Origin of the sequence: Chryseobacterium oncorhynchi, from assembly GCF_002899895.1 — a bacterium.
Classification (GTDB): Bacteria; Bacteroidota; Bacteroidia; order Flavobacteriales; family Weeksellaceae; genus Chryseobacterium; species Chryseobacterium oncorhynchi.
In genome coordinates, this window is the sequence record NZ_PPEI02000010.1 from 1 (window position 1) to 18,403 (window position 18,403).

At 34.0% G+C, this 18,403-nt stretch carries 11 protein-coding genes and 1 tRNA gene; 2 read left to right on the forward strand and 10 right to left on the reverse strand.

Translation table 11 applies throughout. The features are described from left to right. The 7 genes from C1638_RS21090 to C1638_RS21130 all read right to left on the reverse strand — a co-directional run. Positions 1 to 1,925: DUF6443 domain-containing protein (locus C1638_RS21090; protein WP_228428241.1), on the reverse strand; the 1,925-nt coding region annotated here is incomplete at its 3' end. A gap of 4 nt (positions 1,926 to 1,929) precedes the next feature. After that, entirely contained in the window at positions 1,930 to 4,878 is a 2,949-nt protein-coding gene (locus C1638_RS21095; protein ID WP_123838418.1) for a hypothetical protein, read from the reverse strand. 6 nt (positions 4,879 to 4,884) lie between these two features. Continuing rightward, complete coding sequence (locus C1638_RS21100; protein ID WP_109623913.1) at positions 4,885 to 6,477, reverse strand: T9SS type A sorting domain-containing protein; 1,593 nt, start codon at positions 6,475 to 6,477, stop codon at positions 4,885 to 4,887. 360 nt (positions 6,478 to 6,837) lie between these two features. Beyond that, positions 6,838 to 7,287: a hypothetical protein gene (locus C1638_RS21105; protein ID WP_109623914.1), complete on the reverse strand. Its 450-nt coding sequence runs from the start codon at positions 7,285 to 7,287 to the stop codon at positions 6,838 to 6,840. A 10-nt stretch (positions 7,288 to 7,297) separates the two neighbouring features. After that, a complete protein-coding gene (locus C1638_RS22650) occupies positions 7,298 to 8,368 on the reverse strand; it encodes a hypothetical protein (RefSeq protein WP_228428243.1) in 1,071 nt (356 codons plus the stop codon). 1,127 nt (positions 8,369 to 9,495) lie between these two features. Continuing rightward, positions 9,496 to 11,310: an NERD domain-containing protein gene (locus tag C1638_RS21125; RefSeq protein ID WP_109623916.1), complete on the reverse strand. Its 1,815-nt coding sequence runs from the start codon at positions 11,308 to 11,310 to the stop codon at positions 9,496 to 9,498. A gap of 153 nt (positions 11,311 to 11,463) precedes the next feature. Then, the gene (locus tag C1638_RS21130) at positions 11,464 to 13,275 is read right to left on the reverse strand and encodes a DUF262 domain-containing protein (RefSeq protein ID WP_109623917.1); all 1,812 of its coding nucleotides are present in this window, start codon (positions 13,273 to 13,275) and stop codon (positions 11,464 to 11,466) included. A gap of 1,187 nt (positions 13,276 to 14,462) precedes the next feature. Here C1638_RS21130 and C1638_RS21135 point away from each other — a divergent pair. Then, the gene (locus tag C1638_RS21135; protein ID WP_109623918.1) at positions 14,463 to 14,972 is read left to right on the forward strand and encodes an antirestriction protein ArdA; all 510 of its coding nucleotides are present in this window, start codon (positions 14,463 to 14,465) and stop codon (positions 14,970 to 14,972) included. Positions 14,973 to 15,183: 211 nt separating this feature from the next. On the opposite strand, the gene C1638_RS21140 is transcribed toward C1638_RS21135, so the two are convergent. Continuing rightward, positions 15,184 to 16,158, reverse strand: a complete 975-nt coding sequence (locus tag C1638_RS21140) for a hypothetical protein (protein WP_109623919.1) — start codon at positions 16,156 to 16,158, stop codon at positions 15,184 to 15,186. Positions 16,159 to 16,511: 353 nt separating this feature from the next. Between C1638_RS21140 and C1638_RS21145 the strand changes: the two genes are divergently transcribed. Further along, positions 16,512 to 16,585 (forward strand) — tRNA-Ala (locus C1638_RS21145). Positions 16,586 to 16,701: 116 nt separating this feature from the next. Here the strand turns inward: C1638_RS21145 and C1638_RS21150 are convergent. Beyond that, entirely contained in the window at positions 16,702 to 17,298 is a 597-nt protein-coding gene (locus tag C1638_RS21150) for an NAD(P)H-dependent oxidoreductase (protein ID WP_109623920.1), read from the reverse strand. Between the two features lie 77 nt (positions 17,299 to 17,375). Then, positions 17,376 to 18,200, reverse strand: a complete 825-nt coding sequence (locus C1638_RS21155) for a helix-turn-helix domain-containing protein (protein WP_109623921.1) — start codon at positions 18,198 to 18,200, stop codon at positions 17,376 to 17,378. Positions 18,201 to 18,403: the final 203 nt, after the last annotated feature.

Below are 18,403 nucleotides of genomic sequence, written 5' to 3' on the forward strand. Positions count from 1 at the left end.
ATGATATTTCCATTAAAATCATAGGTCAGGTTTTCGTTAAAGTTGTAGTTATACGGATTGGTAGATTCAGGTTCTGTATAGACAGCATCTTTTAGCCTATTCAGATTGTCATAAACATAGGAATACCTTTTCAAGGTACTTTCTGCAGCATTTTTCCAGTCTACCTCTGCAATATTCCCGTTGTATCTTCCCGAAGTTAGGTTGGTAAATTTAGGACTGTTATATCTAATTTCATATCCAAATAGTTTTCCACTCAGGTTGGCAGGATCATTAATCTGGGTCATCCAGCCTCTGATATTGTACTTATAATCGATCGTCTGGAGCCCCTGAGAAGAGGTTCCTCCCACTTTCTTGCTTTCCAGCTGAGAAAGTTCATTGTACTTATTCTGGGCCAGAATTTCCACGGGATTGGAGTCTACCTGATGCTTGTGTACCAGCAGCCTATTTTGGTGGTCATATTCGAAATTCTCTGTGATTATCCTTTCCGTATCCGTATTCAATCTTTTATGCTTGGTAACAACAGTTTGGGGAACTCCTGCAAAGTCCAGCTTGGACTCCGTCCTGGTATATCCTCCCAAGTGATTGATGGAATGGGTGGCAATGGCCCTGCCTCTGGTATCATAATAGGTATAGCTCTTTGTCCAGTTATCATCCTCAATGTTCTTCACCAGACTCATCACGGGAAGTCCCTTGGTGCTTTTCCCGTCAGTGGGAACATCCGTTAGAGGAGCTTCTCCCTGAATAGATTGTGGAAATGATGGATTGAAGCTATATCCCTGTGGGTAAGTATCATAATAATTGACACTTAGAATGGTTGGGATCTCTCCTACAAAATAGACATCTGTGTAATAGATTGTCATTCCGTTTCGGGTAAATCCTGTGGAACTTCTTTCTTCGGCAATCACCAGGTTATTGATCTCATTTTGCCTGCCTGCTCGTTCCCCGCCTGATGATAAAAGTCCTGTATAGGTAACCCGACCTAATCGATCGTACTTGGTAATCATCCATTTATTCTGGGCCTTAAGGTTGGTATCCTGGGTCAAAATCAGTCTATCTGATTTATCATACACCATATACTCCCAGCCTTTGCCTGGAAGTTTCTTTTCTACCAGTCTACCTTTTGTGTCATAGCGGTACTGGTAAACTAAAGCATTATGTTCTTCTATATTCCAGTTTGAAAGTTTAGAAACAAGAGGGGGGAGAACAAAAGCAAGCTGATTGTATTCATTATAGACGTAATAGGTATCGGCATTTTCAGTCGAGTTCACCACTTTTCTGACCAATAAGGTCTGCCCTTGTCCATTTTTAAATTCTATAGTTGAATTACCATCTTCATCGGTGACTGTATTTTTATACAATTCGCCCTCTCCATAGATTCCATTATTAACGATATCAGATTGTGTTGCATTGTTTACCCAAATGCTAGGAACAGTAAATTTTCTTACTTTGTCTGCTGTAGCATTGGCCTCATATTGAAACCTTACAGGTTTTGTATTCCAGTCATTTCCAACCTGTTTTTGCTCTAAAACTCTGTCTAAAGGTGATTTTTCCAATAATTTTTCCGAATAGACTTTTTCTGAACCATAAGGAGTATTAGTTACATTGGCTAACGGATCAAGAATAATGGCTCCATTCAGGGTTCCAGATTGTGGTACAGGAAGATAATCTTGAGCCTGTCTTCCAAATCCATCATAAAGGATGGGGGTGACAACATCCTTGCCTAGTGGGGATGCTTTTACATTAACTACTTGCTTTGGGCGCCCTAATCCATCAAAATACTGTACTGTTTCTAAGGATTTTGCAGGTGCTATACCATTATAATCCAAATATGTTTTTGTATAAATGTAATTTTCCGTATTGGAAAGCTGGGCATATGTTAAATTGGATAAAAGTAAAGTTCCTATTGGTATTATAAGTTTTTTCATCAATTTAGTTTTTATAGTTATATTTCATTTCCTTTACAACCTGTCCATTTACATCTACTATTTTCTGAAGTCTGCCTGTCGAATCATACAAATAGTTTTCTCTAACTCCTGAGGGAGGCGTAATACTAGTTACTCCAATCAAAGGATCATAAGTATACGTAGTAATTGGATAGTTCTTTAAGGAAGGATTATTTCTTATCGTATTTAATTCATCAATCAAACTTTGTTCAGAAGCTGCATCCACATCTGAATTAGATTTTGTCACAATACTGAGGTTTAAATAATCTGTAGAAGATGTCGGTTGTCCTAATATTTGCATGAATTGTACATAAGTAAGGCCTGTGATTTTCAAAATAGGGAATCTCTGCTTATAGCCATAAATAGTTACCGCTGGAATACCTGACTTATCTGTTACCTGAATATAATTAGCCTTATTATCAATTAAATCATAATTTATTTGATCAACAGTCTTATCCACACTAATCTTATAGTTTGTAAAATCTAAATCTGCATCTAGTTTAGAAGTTCTGATTTTTTTAGCAACAATTGGCAATTCATGAAAAAGATTTTCCTTTAGAGAATATTTATTATTCTCATTTTTTATAATTTCTATAACAGGATACCAGATATTTGATTCAACCATTTTTGAGTAATTAGCGAATTGGCCTCCTACAATAGTATTATCATCAGAACATGCTGTAAACCCTGGACATCCTCCTTTCAATTCATAGGGATATAAATACTTCTTAATACTTGTTCCTGATGATGTCGTATTCTCAATCTGTTCTGGATAAGGATGCCAGAAATCTTTGAATTCTCTATACTTTATATTTGTTTCTGCCGAAACTTTCTTATCATTAAAATAGTCAATTACTTTTTCTTTTTTCAATAAATAAGGAATAACGGGAACATACATGGTATAACTTCTCGTTGGCACTCCGTTTTGTATATGATTTTCCTCAATTTCTGTATAAACATAGTAATTTTGATCGGAAACCTTATAAATACTGCTGTCATAAAAACCTATAAAATCAAGTAGCTCACTTTCAGGCTTTAAAAAATTTTGATATTCATACTGGTGTTCTTTTAATAATTTATTATTAGAAGCATACTGCATTTTTTTCATTAATTTACCCCTCTCATATTCTCTGTTTCCTCCATAAAGAGTATAACCATAAATAGTATTATATCGTCTTACTGAGTTAATATCAGGATTGGTAATGAAGTCACTAAAATAATATTCTATATACCCTTTGTTGCTAATTTCTTCAGTTACCTGACTGAATTTTATTTTCGACCACGATTCTATTCCAGAACTAGTATTATCGCCAAGTTTATATTTATAATTGGTTGTATAACTATTCTGTCCGTCAAAGTCTATTTTGGAAGCAATTCTGGTAGTAGAACTATAAGCTGGGTTTGAATTAAAATTAATTACTTGAGGATTAAATGGAGCTGTATCAGAAATCCGATTTTGTTTAGAATAATCACTTTTTTCATAATTGAAAATAGTATATCCTTTAGTAGGATAAGTCACTTTTTTTAATAAAGCAACATCTAAAAAATTATTTGTATCTCCCGCACCCAAGTTGTTGGTTCCATTCCAAAATCCAAATCCATTGGTTCCATAACTAGTTTTTGTTGGTAGGTTGTCCGTTTTATAATAATCAAAAGAGTAAGTTTCGTTATTTTTACTGACAGATGTCAAAAAAAACCTAGAATTTACCCCTCCAAAAGGAGTTTGATTCAAAACTATATTTTCACTTCTTCCAAAATAATTTAAATTGATACCATTTAAATGTATAAGATTATTAGCATCCTTAAAATAAGTATAATTGATGTTTATATCTTTATTTACAACTTCTATACTTTGAAGTATTGCTCTTTTCGTATAGTTAACTGTGTTGATAATACTTTCTGTACTTCCTACATGATGTTCAACTGATTTGGTTGCATCAGTATTTGATGTAGCTAGTTGCTGATTAGTAGGGTAACCAGTTGAAAACATGGTGCCATTTGTAAGGTTTTGTTGCATAAAAGGATTAAAAACATTTGGATCACCTTGTTTATAATTTGCCAAAATAATGTCACCATTCCTTAATTCTACTTTTTTTAGAAACCATGATATTATATAGTTAGCTCTGGTTGCAGAATAATAACTTTGAACTATACTTCCCGAAGGAGCGCTGCCTTTATTAGTATATTCTGAATAATTAACATCTAAAGCATCATATGAACCACCAAAATAAAATGTATTTCCTTTATCATCTAGTATTCTAATTTGGCTAATATTTATATTATCAAATGGAATAGGGCTTCTTACAGAATAGCATTTAGAAGCGAAAGAAGCGGGCCCTAATATTTCCAATTTAGCATTCTCACAAAATACCATAGGTGTACCTCTATTATCAAATATAAAATACCCTTTATATCCAAAAAAATCAAAATAGAATTTTTCAGGTTTATAATCTGTTTTTACATTTGCATTAGGATTTTCTAAAATTTGTTTTTTTGTAGGTGTAAAACCATAATTGAGGTCTTGTTGCTGAATAATACAATCTGTTGTAGCTCTTGCTTTGAGCTCATCAGATGCGACAATTCCATAAAAGCCATTGAGAGGATCAGCAACAAAAAATTTTGAGAGTAAAAAATCTCCATTTACTTCTCTAGTAATGCTTCCTATTTGATTTCCATACCAGTTTAATCCAAAGATACTCTCATCAACTCTAGGTTTAAATCCTATTGCATTATTTGAAATTTCATTAGATAAGGTCAAATTTCCTACAGGAATATTGAATAGTGGAACAGTTGTATTAACAGCTCCATTATATAAATCATTATTAGTTGTTAAATTATTTATCATTGACAAGCTTTCTTGTGGTCGATCTTGTGCAATAACATTTGTTCCCAAGCATATCCCTAATAAAAGGATACTTAGTGTTATTTTTTTCATCGTGTTTTATTTTTTAATCAGCTTAGCATTCGCCGTTTTGTTATTATCAGTCTTTATCGTTACCAAATAAGCTCCCTGAACCAAAGCCTGTGTATTAATCTTCGTTACCCTATTTTTCGTTTTCAGGTTTTGTAATTGTCTTCCGCTCATGTCATAGACCAGAATATCAGCCTCCTTGAAGTCAAAGCCGATTTCAACATATGCATAATCGGATACGGGGTTGGGATAGATCTTGATGTCATATTTTTCAATTAAATCATTCACCTGCTTATCACCCAGCTTGACAATCTTCCAGTTCTCTTTTCCTAGTTCTTCAGCACTCGTTCCTGCCAGAATAATGGAACCATCTCTGTTGAGTCTTAGATCTGAAAGTCTTTCCTCTCTTTGTCTGGATTCTCCCTTGATGTGCTTTCTCCAATGCTCATTTCCATTTCCGTCCAGATACAGCATCCAGAATGTCTCATCATCCTTTTCCACTCTTCCCTCAGCCTGTGTATAGCCACCCAGGAGGATTCCCTTGGTTAGGTCTTGACTCTGGATTACATTCATCCCCATTAGAACATCCCTGTTGCCAAAGGTGTAGGACTTCTGCCATTGTTCATCCCCACGCTCATTTAGCGATATCAGCCAAAGGTCTGTTCCCTCTTCAACTCCCACGGTCTTGTTTCCTGACCTTTCCGATCTGGATTCCCCGCCAATGATGTAGCCATTGGAAGTCAATGCAAGGGTTCTGATGTGGTCGTCTCCCTTTCCGCCAAGGTTCTTTTCCCATTCAACCTTTCCGTTCTTATCGAGTTTGATGACCCAATAATCACCTTCTCCAAAGTTTTCGCTTTGCTTGGAGGTTGTAAAGGGGTGATTGTTGTTAGCCGATTTTTCATTTTCGGCATTGCCACCGTTATTGACAATTCCACTTCGGGAATAGACGCCCAGTAATGCGCCGCCATCTTTTGTGGGAATCATTTTTTCAACCTCGTCAAGACCTCTTCCGCCTAAAATAAGTTGGGAGATTTCCTTACCGTTTTTGTCGAGCTTAACCACCCAGACATCCTTAGAACCATATCCTTTAGGGGAGTTCTGGATATTTCCTGCCAAAATGAATCCTTGGTCCTTGGTTTGGATAATGGCCCTGGTTTCCTCATCCGAGGAACTTCCCATAGTTTTTTGCCACAGCTCATCTCCAAATTCATTGATGCGGATGAGCCATACATCTGAACCGCCTTTGGAATCATCCTTTTTATCAAGTCCCTTACCTGAATATGAGGTTCCCGCCAAGAGGAATCCTCCATCCTGCGTGGTTACAGTCGCTGAAAGGTAATCGTGGTTGTTTCCTGAGAAGTATTTTTCCCAGGCCTGCTCTCCCTGCTGGTTCAATTTGACCAGATGGAAGTCGTAGCCATTGTTTTGTCTGTTATTCTGTTGGAGTTTATTACTCTGAATGGAGCTTCCCGTGATAAGGTATTGCTGATCGATGGTGGTGGTTACCTGGCTTAGAAAGTCCTGGGTGGAGGACTTGATGTCCCTTTGCCAGATCACTTCCTGAGAATAAAACAGGCTAATAGTGCATATCGTAAATGCACTCATGTAGAGTTTTTTCATATTTGTGTTGTTTTTAAAATTTTTGTGAATATAATATAATTTTCAATACACTTTAAAACTTTTTCACTATCATATCTGTTTGGTTTATTAATAATATAGCAAAGGTGAATCTACAGAGCGACAAGACACGTCGTATTATAATTGATCTTATTTTTTTTAATGTCCGAAAAATTCAGTTTTTTTTTTGGGGGGGAAGATTAAATAAGTTTGAGATTGGTTTAGAGTATGATATAGGAGTAGAATAATTTAGTATATATAGGTACTATCTTGCAGATTCTTCGTCAACCCTTTTGTTAATAAGTATTTACAGAAATTAAAAGCATAGCCATCAATCCTTAGAAGTCAAGGCTCAGGTTTTTGCTACAATTTTATCAAGTCAACCCAAGCTCCGTTGCTTTTCCACTGAATCTGAGCTGCTGAAACTTTCCTGAACTCAAAACTTTGTGTTGTGGTTGTGATATTATATTTAACTGTGAAATTATATTGAGTACTGCTGTTAACCGTTTCGTCAACACTTCCACCATTCGGACTGGCTTTGATTGTTCCCGTCATACTATGCTCACTTACGTTGGTAAGCAAGATAAAATCATCTGCTGTAAATCTGTAGAGCTTATTTGTAATAGTACCATTGGTTACACCCCAAGTGCCTTGAATCCATACTGGCGGATGAAAATAAGGGGTAACTTGCGGATTAGATGGTTGTGGATTGTTTACAGGTGTATCATCATCGTTATTGCTATTAGAGCAGTTTACAGTTAATGATGATAGTGCTGTTAACAATAATGCTGTTAGAATTGTTGTTTTTTTCATAGTATTAAGTTTAATATGCTTCAATATCTGTTTTAAGAACCCAACCTTTGCTCGTTATACCGTCTGTATTCGTAAAAGAGGTATATGCAAAATATCGGGTTTCATTTGAGACAAGTATTTTTGCACCATATAATAAATAAGTGTCTTTTCTGCTGTTCTCATTAGGTTTTCGATGGAAATATGCTTTTGGTTGAATTATAATATATTCCTGATTATTACCGAATGGTTGTTGTTCTTCACTGTGATTGTTATCTGCGTTACGGTTGTTTTGATTGATACCTAGCAAAATTTCCCTTCTTTCACTGGCTTTTGCATAACTATCAAAAGTTAGAATATATCTTTTGTCAACGTGCTTTAACTCAAGATCAATCATAGCTTTTTGCTGGGCTTCGTCTATTATTTTATATTCTTCATCTTTGTTCATAAATACATCCGTTTCAAATATCCCTGTAATTACTTTCTTTTGCCCTTCATAAGAAAAAAAGCCATCCCCCTCAAAAATCACAAAGGAATGCTTTTTAGGCTGTATTTTCGGCTTAGGTGGATTTGGTGATGTTGAATTGTTTTGAACTGCTGTATCGCCTTGTATTGCTGTTGTGTAAGCTTTTTCCTGCACGATCTTATTATCACAGCTCATAATGCTGATCGGGAGTATCAAAATCAAAACCTTTAGACGGTATCTCTTGAAAAACAAAACGATTAGCGTGTATGCTAACCAAAACAGCAGCAGATATTTGTAATCGTTGAATACGGCTTTTGCATACAATACAACTTTATTAGAGTATTTTCTGAAATCGGAATCAAACAGTAGCTCACTGCACATCATTCCATTTGTCGGTAAATCTATCTTTGTTCCAAAAGGAGTTGTTTGGTACAATGCACCTACAGGTGTTGTGCGGGTGTCATACTCACCGCTTATCACAATCTTATGACCATAATCTATGGCAGGTTTACCAAGTTTGGGGATATAAGAAAATGTACTGAAATGCTGGATTACAAAAACAGTTACAAACGATAATACAAAACCTATCAATACTGATTTGGGTATACTACGGTCTACCTGAATAGTTTTCTTTTCCATAGGATTATTGGTTTTTGAGTTGCGTAATCATTTCTAAAAATATCTCAAAGTAATCTGAGTTTTTCATAAAAGTTTCTCGGGATATATTGTAGATATTTTGACGATACATCTCGTAATGACTTTCTGTTCCGAATTTGTGGTCGGCATAAGCTGCGTTAATACAAACTTGTTTTAGACTGTTTTCGTTATAAACTTGAGATATGACTAGCGGTAATACCTCTCTGCCGCCTCATTAGTGGGCTGTTTTTTGATGTCTAAAATAATAGAAGTGCTAATTCAGGCTGAAAGGAAGTCTATGAAGGGGATTTGAAAAGAAAACGGAATCCTGATTTCTCTTCTAATAACAAAAAAATCATCCCTAGGAACCAAATTATCGATTGGTCTAAAATTGAACTTTTCATCCAATTTTGCCGCACTTCGCAAAGCCTTTTTCCGTTGATTTTGCAAAGCAAACAACAAAACCCTACCCTTCGACCAGCTCAGGATAAATTCCATCTTCGTTCTGCAAATACAGATTTATCATAGAAATATTTTAAAGAGATAGAAGAGACTTTCATAAGAGTCTCTTTTTAGTGGGTGATGATGCACGAATCGTTACATTTCCACAAAAAATAAACTGTCATATAATTACAAAAATTCATATCTTCGTAGCTCAAATTTTATCGATAACGAAAAAGCGTTAATAATTATTCTGTTACTGGAATCTGGTAAATTCAAAATGTGATGCAGAATGATAAGTTGAACGCTCACGTCCATATATTACGGGGCGTGGGTTTCGCTTATTTACATCACAGGTTTACCAGAACCTCAGTAATAAATAAGAGTTACGAGCCTACGTCCTTTTCTATATAATAACCAAACAATACACTTTAGGCTCGGGTGATACAAATCGCTCATGAAAAAAGTCTTTATTTCTCTCCTGCTGTTTACAAGTATAACAGTATTCTCACAGGAAAAATTCGAATGCAACAATCTTTCTAAAACAGATTATCTCAAGAAGTATCGTGAACTCCGAAGTTACGGACTTGATAAAATCACCCTCAAAGGCTGTAATGAGCTCGACATTTTAAGTTTTTAGGATTTTTAGGGAGTTGTGCAACGGTTACGCTTGTTAGTAACAGTTATTTTCAGTTTTTAATTGTTCGTTTAAAAAATTCGTCATATCGTCTGTTTCCAATGTTAATGATAACTAAGTTTTGTCTGCAACGTGTAATTGCCGTGTAAATTAGTTCGTCTGTTGTAAACTCGTGTTCTTCATCACTTTCATTTTCTACAAGCAAAAATAAAGTTGCAATTTCCCAACCTTTGAAACTGTGGGTTGTAGAAAGTTTTGTTGTTCCCGAATTCATCCAAAAGTTAAACTTTTTATTTCGTCTTACAATTTCAAGCTCTTTTTTCAATTTTTCTCCATCAGTCGCAAAGTCAGCTTTTAGTTTCTCATAAACTTCAAGAGTTTCAAACATTGTGTTTGTTTTCTTGTGTAATCTATCCCGAATATCTTTATCAATAAGGCGTAAAATATCAACTCGTGAAGATTGAAAACAAACATCATTGTCATGAATTGCTGTTTCAGTAATGACTGAATTATAGATGTTCATAATTGCTGGAATGTCAGCCGTGTCCAAATAGTGATATTTGATTAAAGATGTGTCAAATAAACTTCGTTGAACTTGTATTTCATCATAGTCATACTTTTCGATGAAAAAAGTTCGTTGAAATTGCGTAGCAAGATTAGCGATGTCAGTTGTTACACGAAAAGATTTTTTTAATATGTTCCATTGTCCACCAATACTTGTGTATGGCTTTTTTTCTTCTAATGCTCTTTGATAGATATTTTGTTTTTCATCTCCGTAAACAACAAATTCTCCGCCTTTTACTAAAAACTTTTTGACGTTTGAAATCCATTCTCTTTGATAGTCTTGAACTTCGTCTATAATAATTGTCTGAAAAGTTGTTCCGTCTGGATTTGTTGTTTCATCTTCATCTATTTTGACAAAATTTACGTTATTGTTATGAGCTTTGATGAAATGATGATAATGAAGAATGGTAAAATTTTTCCATTCAAAGTTTTCTCTAACTTCGCTAATTCTATCGTGTATGTAGTTTCGTAACGAAATGTTGAAAGTTAGTATTAAAATTTTGCCTTTATGTCGCAAATGTGCATTTACAGCTCTTTTTGCCAAGGCAAGTGTTTTTCCGCTTCCTGCAACGCCTTTAACTTTTTGTTGGCTTCCTGCTTTACTTTCAATTATTCTTTGTTGTTCATCGGTATAAGTAATGGTTTTACCTTGTTCAATACTATGCGTTGATGGTTTCAAATATCGCTTGAAACTTTTGTAAAGTTCTTCATCAAAGAGAAATGATTTTTTGTCAAGCCACCTTTTGGAAATAATTTTTTGAAAGTTATCTTTTGACAAACTGTCAAAGCCCAAAATTTCAAAATGCGACAAAAATTTCAAGTAACTTTCTTTGTCTTGGTTTCCGTTAGTCAGAAATTTGTCAATTTGATTTTTACTTGCATTGTGAAAATAAACTGCACAAGTTACGATTGACAAAAACTTGGGATTTTTAATTCTCTTTTCTAAAAGTGTGTCAATATGAAGATTGTATAAATTCTCTTTATATTCAAATACTTGTTGAATTGGCGACTTTACTATTTGCTTTTTGCCAATTGGATTATTTACATTTTTGAGTTGCCAATGTCTATTTAGGCTTAATTGATAGCTGTCTAAATCCCAATCTTTGACTTCAATAATCATAACGCCCGAATTTTCTCGTAGAATTATGATGTCTGGGTTGTCGCCATTAAGAAACGGTTGAAAATATACTTCATATTTGTCGTCAAGTTTTGAGTTTAGGAAATGAAGAAGTTTCCGTTCTCCGTCAGTCGGCTTTACTTTTAATAAATCAATTTGTTCTAATGTCGGGAAAATTTTTGCCATAGACGTTGGTCACTATAATTACTGCTGACGGTTTGCGGCTTGGCGTAGTGGCGGATTTTTAGCACAAAAGTTCAATCGAAGAACTGCATTTGAATCTACCACAAAACTGTCATACGAAGCACAGCCATTACGCTAAATCGATGTTGCCAGCCTTTATTTTTGTTCTGCCATCACAGCTTCTTTAACTTCCATTGTGTCCATTTCGTCAAATGTCACACCGTTTAATTTTGTTTTTAAGTCAGTCAAAATGTTGTTTACTCGACTTTCTATAAACTGGTCAATTGCATTGTCATGAAAAGTTCCATTTCTCGCCCAATCCAAAATGTCGCTTGAAAGTAAGTGTGAAGGCAATATTTCTTCAAACTCAGGCTTGTCATAGTCCTTCATATACTCAAGCGGATTTCTGTTTGTAATGTCAAGATTTGTTATCTGAGTTATATAAGCAATGTTCATCAAACTGTCGCTTGTAATTTTGTTTTTGTGTTGATTATTCAGAACATATTCTGAATTGGTTGGAAAAATGTGGTGCAAGTTTGGTTTGTCTGTTGAGAAGAAGAAGTTTTGAACCAGTACTTCTCTGTCGCAATGTTCCCAATCCTTTGGTTGAGCACTTGAATACAAAGCCAAAACAGCTCTACTCATTCGCCCTTTTGAGCTGTAAGTTGCTGTGCGAAGTTTTTGCTTGTCAATTAAGAACCTATCAAACATAACTGGCTCGTTGGCTTTTCCTTTATTCAAGAAATCTATGTGTTGACCTAATTGAGTTGTATTACTCAACAAGTCGTCATTATGAAAACTGTTGAACCAAAAATATTTTTTGAGTAAGCCATAGTCAGGCGAACTGTTTTTATAAAAGTATGCGGTAATTGTAAAATAGAAATAGCGGAAAGGAACTAAATAAGGTGTTTTTATATGCAAATGATTTTCAAAGAAGTCAAATGTTTTAAGCATTGCTTTTTTAGTCTCTTCCCAAACCGCTAAAATGTGGTCAGTCTTTATCTCATTTAGGTAACGGTCTGTAATGTTTCTTACTCCGCTATTCGGAACATTATGATTGATAATTACTGCTAAAATTTGCAGATAGTCAAGGTCGTTGATTTTTAAAAACTCGCTGTTGTTGTGATTTCTAAAATCATCAATCAAATCACGTAGATAAAATCCGTTGTCGGCTGGTGTGGTTGCTATTTTTTGAGTTGCAGGTTTGAATGTCTTAGCTACTACAATATCAAAAATATTAAGAGGTTTACCTGCTTGATTTATTCGTTCAAAGATTTGGCAAACTTCTGAAACTTGAATGCCTTTAACTTCTATAAATGAAATACGGTAGTTGTCAAGAACACCCTTAATTTTTGAGAGTTCTGCTAAAATTGGGTGGTTAAAATCTTTATTAACTGTGTCGCTGTTAAATACACTCGTCTGAATAGTTGTAAAATTGTTTTTTATGTCAATCAATTTCACAATCAAACCTTCGTCAAATCTTTTCTTCTTACCAATATTCGGTCGAATTTCTCCATTACGGTCATCAATTTCTGTCCAAAACAAAAAACGGTTGCGATAGCTTTCATCATCCGTATCGCTATCAATTGGAACAGTTAGGTCAACGTAAAGCAATGGGTTAAATGCTGGTCGCCCTTCAATGCTACCGCCATACAATGAAGTAAGAAGCGAAGTCGTTCTTTGCTGTCCGTCAAGTATGTATTGGTATTCTGTCCGACTGAAGTCTGTATCAGTGATTTGGTGTCCACCGATTTGTCTGTGGTTTTGAAGTTTTAAATCTGTTTTCCAAATCAAGATACTGCCCAAAGGATAAAACTTGTAAATGCTGTCCCAAAGTTTTTTTACGTTTTCTTGTTCCCAAACAACGTCACGCTGAAATGTCGGGATTTGATAATTCTTTGCTATTAACTCGTCAAGGTAAGTTGTTAGTCCTTTGTTTGTTGGAAATATCCTGTCTGTATAATTCATATTTTCTGCTTTTCGTTTTTAGCTGTGTCGTATTTTATAATGGCTGGTAACGCCTTAATTTACGCATTGTGTCGATAATAACAATATATATTGCGCCAATTTTTAATCTTTATGAATTAACTTTTGTAATAATTTGATTTTCAGGGATAAAATATGCATTTTTTGTATGTGCGCATATTATGTTATTTATGATTAAAACACGCTAATGGAAATTATATCATATCTGTACTGTGAGAAACTGAGAATATGACTGTATCTGCAAGAGTTTTATAATAATTTACAATTTCCTTTGTTTATACATTCGCTGTAAACTACAAAATTTGATTACATTTTGTAAATTGTTACAAGTCTATCGTGACTTAGGTAAGTAATCTTTACGGTTGTGACGGGGTGTAAAAAATAGGAATCATAACAAGTGTACTTTTGTCAATATATATCTACCTATTTACCCCAAAACGAAAAAAGTCCCTCAATGAAACGAAAGACTTTGAAAACACAAATGATGCAACTTTTTGTTGGTTCGTGCAATCTTAACGTGTAATCTTTGCAAACTACTATAAACAGATGGGTTTTCAGCGTTTCTGCAACATATTACCAATATATACTATAATTATTCTATTAATTATTCTATTAATTATATCACTCTCTAACAATCTTAAATAATATTTCTGGGTTTCTTTGGGGTAAACAATATGTGGTGTATTGAGTAGGGTAAAGTTTTTTTTCTATTGCGGGCTGAAAGACAAAGTGTATAATACTTAGTTTGTTATTTACACCAACCCAATCAATATCTGTTATAAAAAGTACCCCCGTATTTCACAATCAAAGTTTTTATATATGTATCGGGTCTATACCTACTAAGTAGATTTCGTACCCCCTCAAGGTTCTTTTTTCGAAATACCCCCGCTGGAAGGTTCTTGTTTTTCTCAAACTTGTTTTACTTTTCTTGTGCTTCGAGTGGTTAAAAAGTTTTTAACAAGCGTTGATATTTGGGTTAAAAACTGTTTATAATCCTTGTGTTTATCAGCTTTTTGTTGTATATTTAATACAGCTTTACAAGCTATTTTCTACCAAATAATACCTTGTTTCTATGTGTACAAGGTTCGATATAAAACAAAAATGCCTAGAAGTGCGGGAACACAACTAGGCGACATCAATAAATTTTAACATACCTAAAACTTATCAACATGACAAAGTTAACAAATTGTCTTGATACTGCTAGTATCTACGTAGGAACGTACGCAAAGTACAACAACGGCTCACTATTTGGGAAATGGCTGAACCTTTCCGATTATTCTGATTATAACGAACTGCTCAGTGCAATGTATGAACTTCATAAAGATGAACAAGATCCTGAATTTATGCTACAGGATTATGAATGTCCAATTCTGGAAAAGCTGGGATTATTGAGTGAATGTTATATATCAAAAGATATTTATGATGTTCTGGAACAAATTAATGATTCAGGGCATGACGTAGAGGTGTACGAAGCCTGTTTGGATAATCTTGGGAAAATGGATTTTCAAAGCTTGTATGAATATGTAAACAATTTTTATTACGGCGAATATGATAGCGATGAAGATTTTGTACAATGGTTGTATGAAGATGATATGTTTAATATTCCAAATTGCATTGTAATAGACTGGGAAGCTACAGCAAGAAGTATAATGTTTGACTATTATTATTTTAAATCGTAGTATATTTGCATTATAATAAACTCAGTTGTAACTCTTAAAGTTCAAATAGGTTTAATTAAATTCAAACAGATTCAAAAAAGCATTTTTCAAAAGTTTGAGTACAATTTTGGGTACAAAAACAAAAAAAAGAAAATGTAATTATTTAATTTTCAATAATTTGCAAATTCTCTTTGATTTGAAAAGTGGAGAATACGGGATTCGAACCCGTGACTTAGTAAAAGCTATAGGTTAACCTTAGCGTACGATCTTGAAAATATTGAACCCTATTTGGCGCATCAGATTTTCTCTCTATTGAGATCAGAAAGCCTTTTTCATCGTAAGTCATTTCCAGTTCACTTACTTTTTGACCACTCCAGATATCTTCCATTAGAGTAAGGTTCTTGTTTTTATCATATGTATATTTTTCGATTTTGGACTCAGGGCTGGACGGTGCATCTGTGAGTTGTAGCAAAAGACCATCCTTGAATTGATATATTTCAGAGGGTAATTTTTTTGCAGCACAGCCGTCATGTAGAAACAAACCTGCGGGAAATCCATTCAAATAGTAATAAGTCCTTTTTTGATAGCAAGTTTCTACATCACCACTTTTTTTCTGAAAATTAAAATGTTCTGTACGTTCTTCTGCCTCAAATTTATTTTCGGTATAATAGCGATATTGCCAGGAAGAAAATTCATTTTCAGCAGTCATTTTTTTCCAAAGACTTTCATTGGGCAACGATCCCTGAAGAATCATTTTGTCTACATCGGGAACTGGCTCTCCCTGCCAGTCACTGTTTTGTTGCCTATTAGGCATTTGAGAATTTAATGAGAAGATTCGGATGATATCAATTTTGTTTTTATTATTGTATTGGTAATTGCTGACTTTTACAATGCCATCTCGATAATCTATTCTTGTTTTTTTATCAATTAATCCTGATTCTTTGTAGTAATATCTTGTATAAAAAGCCGTATCTGTTTTTTCTTTATCATGGCGTATGGTGGTCATACTCTCTATAAAACCGCTAGAATTAAAATTGTAGATGTATTTTGTCCCAATTTTTTCGTCACTCTTAAGCAGAATACTTTTTACTTTATTATTCTTCATAAAAACAGGGTTGAACGGAAAAACCGTTTTTGTGAAATAATCATCGTCTTCAAATGGTGAAACGGTATAGAAAGCTGTTACCTGCGCTTTGCCTATAATCATGGTACAACAGAGCAAAATGAGAGTTAAAAAAGAGGACAATTTATATTTTGGATATATCATACTATTTTTCATATTCTTTATTTAAATCATTGTAAAATTTAAATTAGTATTTTCAAGCATATTGCAAGCAACATTAAATTCAAATATAGTAAAATAAAGAGCTGTTATATTGTTATTTCTTTACCCTTAAATGAGATAAGATATTTAGAATTAATGGGATGAGGTTTCTTTTAAATATACTATTCATATTTAATTTAAGCCTAAAATATAGAATACCTTTTATTCTAAAGAAAATTTCATCAAAACATTTGCATATACCAATTAAATACTTACTTTTGTACCACTTTTAAAACGGGGGATTGGCGCAGTTGGCTAGCGCGTTTGACTGGCAGTCAAAAGGTCACGGGTTCGAATCCCGTATTCTCCACTTTGTGTAAATGAAGAAGTCTTCAAAATATGCTAAAAGCCGATTAATCCTGCAAAATTTATTTTTTTGCAGGATTTTTTTTGAAATAAGTAAATAAAAAATTTCACTAGGTTTATCTATAGGGAAGATTTGAAGCTCTTCATAGTATATACATCTCTGATTGTAGATAGCCATGTCTCTATGATTTCAGGGGTAGCACGGTCGGCTTTATCAAAAAAGAAATGCTCTTTGACCTGAAAACCACAATAAGTATAGATACCTTTATCGGAAGTTAGCAATAACGCCTTGTCCATCCCGATAGAAGTATATTCTTCATTAGATTTTCCATGAGTGTTTAGAATTATCGCCTGTTTTCCAGCTAATAATCCTTTCTGTATTCCCTGATCATAACGATAAGCAAATCCATAGCTAAATACCCTGTCAATGTATCCTTTCATAATTGCGGGCATACCTGTCCACCAAATCGGGTAGATAAAGGTGACTATATCTGCCCACATAATATATTCCTGTTCTATTTTGATAAGCTCATTAACAGTGCCTTTTCGCTGCCCTGTCATATCTTCCAGAGACAACACGGGATCAAATTTCTGACTGTAAAGATCTCTGACTATTACTTCCTGTTCCTGCTGTTTTAGAATTTTTTCAATTGATTGTTTGAACTGTTCATTCAGACTTTCCTGATTGGGATGGGCATAAATAATAAGGTGTTTCATTTTGTTACTTTTAATTGATTGAACAATACAAAAGTAAAATAGGGTACACCGGAAAAATTGTAAGAAAACGAAAATGACTATTCGTTGGTTGCTTGGCAGATGTCCTGCTGGAACTTTAGGTAATTTTTAGGAGAAAGATTGATGAAATGCTTAAAATCATGAATAAGTTGGCTTTGATCATAATAGCCACACTGATTGATGATATCAAACCAGTTTACTTTTTCGTTTGTAAAATCTATCTGATGAATCAATTCAATGGCTTTTAAAAAACGTTGATACCGGTTGATTTCTTTTGCACTGAATCCAAAGTGTTTTTTATGTATTAGCTGAATATTTCTTTCACTTTGCTTAACTTCTTCAGCAATGGATTTAATTGGATTTATGCTATCCGATTTGAAGTTAGCCAATAGGCTAGAGGTACTATCTTGCTGGTCGAGGTATGGCTTGCAGAAATTGAGAATATGATTTACTTTTTCTTCTACCGTATCAATATTATTTAATTGTAGCCATAAGTGATTAAAACAATTTTCCCCCATAGCTTCGTCGGGATGGATTGGCAAATGATCAAAGAGAAATATTTTACCAAAAAAACGATAAAATGCATCATCCTTGAAATTGGAAACCAAAATCTGTGCATTTGGAGGAAGATTGTATTCAAATGCAGATTTAATAGGACCAAGGATTATACATTTATTTACCTCAATTCTTATTTTTTGTTTAGAAACCAGATAAGCTTGAGTCCCAAAATTAAAAACCATAATTGTTTGAAAAGAAAGTAGGAGAGTTTTGGTTATTGTTGTTTCAGAATTATTTTCAGCAAAATAAAAATGAGAAAATATCATTTCAAACTCTTGAGGAGAGGGAATTCTGTAGTCATGATATGTTAATTTATCTTGTCTCATCTTTATATTTTACAATTTAATAAAAAACAAATAAATTTTAGAACCATAATCTAACTTATTTATAATTACCCTATGAAGTCTATTATTTTAGAATGAGAAGCAAAACTGGGGACCAATTAAAGCCATTTTATGTTTTAATTATAAATTATTGATTTTCATTAATTTAAGTATATTGTTTCTTTCGTTGTTCTTTAAATTAATTT

Coding starts and splice junctions, on each gene's coding strand:
- C1638_RS21095 (WP_123838418.1), bottom strand. CDS start 4,878: ATGAAAAAAATAACACTAAGTATCCTTTTATTAGGGATATGCTTGGGA.
- C1638_RS21100 (WP_109623913.1), bottom strand. CDS start 6,477: ATGAAAAAACTCTACATGAGTGCATTTACGATATGCACTATTAGCCTG.
- C1638_RS21105 (WP_109623914.1), bottom strand. CDS start 7,287: ATGAAAAAAACAACAATTCTAACAGCATTATTGTTAACAGCACTATCA.
- C1638_RS22650 (WP_228428243.1), bottom strand. CDS start 8,368: ATGGAAAAGAAAACTATTCAGGTAGACCGTAGTATACCCAAATCAGTA.
- C1638_RS21125 (WP_109623916.1), bottom strand. CDS start 11,310: ATGGCAAAAATTTTCCCGACATTAGAACAAATTGATTTATTAAAAGTA.
- C1638_RS21130 (WP_109623917.1), bottom strand. CDS start 13,275: ATGAATTATACAGACAGGATATTTCCAACAAACAAAGGACTAACAACT.
- C1638_RS21135 (WP_109623918.1), top strand. CDS start 14,463: ATGACAAAGTTAACAAATTGTCTTGATACTGCTAGTATCTACGTAGGA.
- C1638_RS21140 (WP_109623919.1), bottom strand. CDS start 16,158: ATGATTATAGGCAAAGCGCAGGTAACAGCTTTCTATACCGTTTCACCA.
- C1638_RS21150 (WP_109623920.1), bottom strand. CDS start 17,298: ATGAAACACCTTATTATTTATGCCCATCCCAATCAGGAAAGTCTGAAT.
- C1638_RS21155 (WP_109623921.1), bottom strand. CDS start 18,200: ATGAGACAAGATAAATTAACATATCATGACTACAGAATTCCCTCTCCT.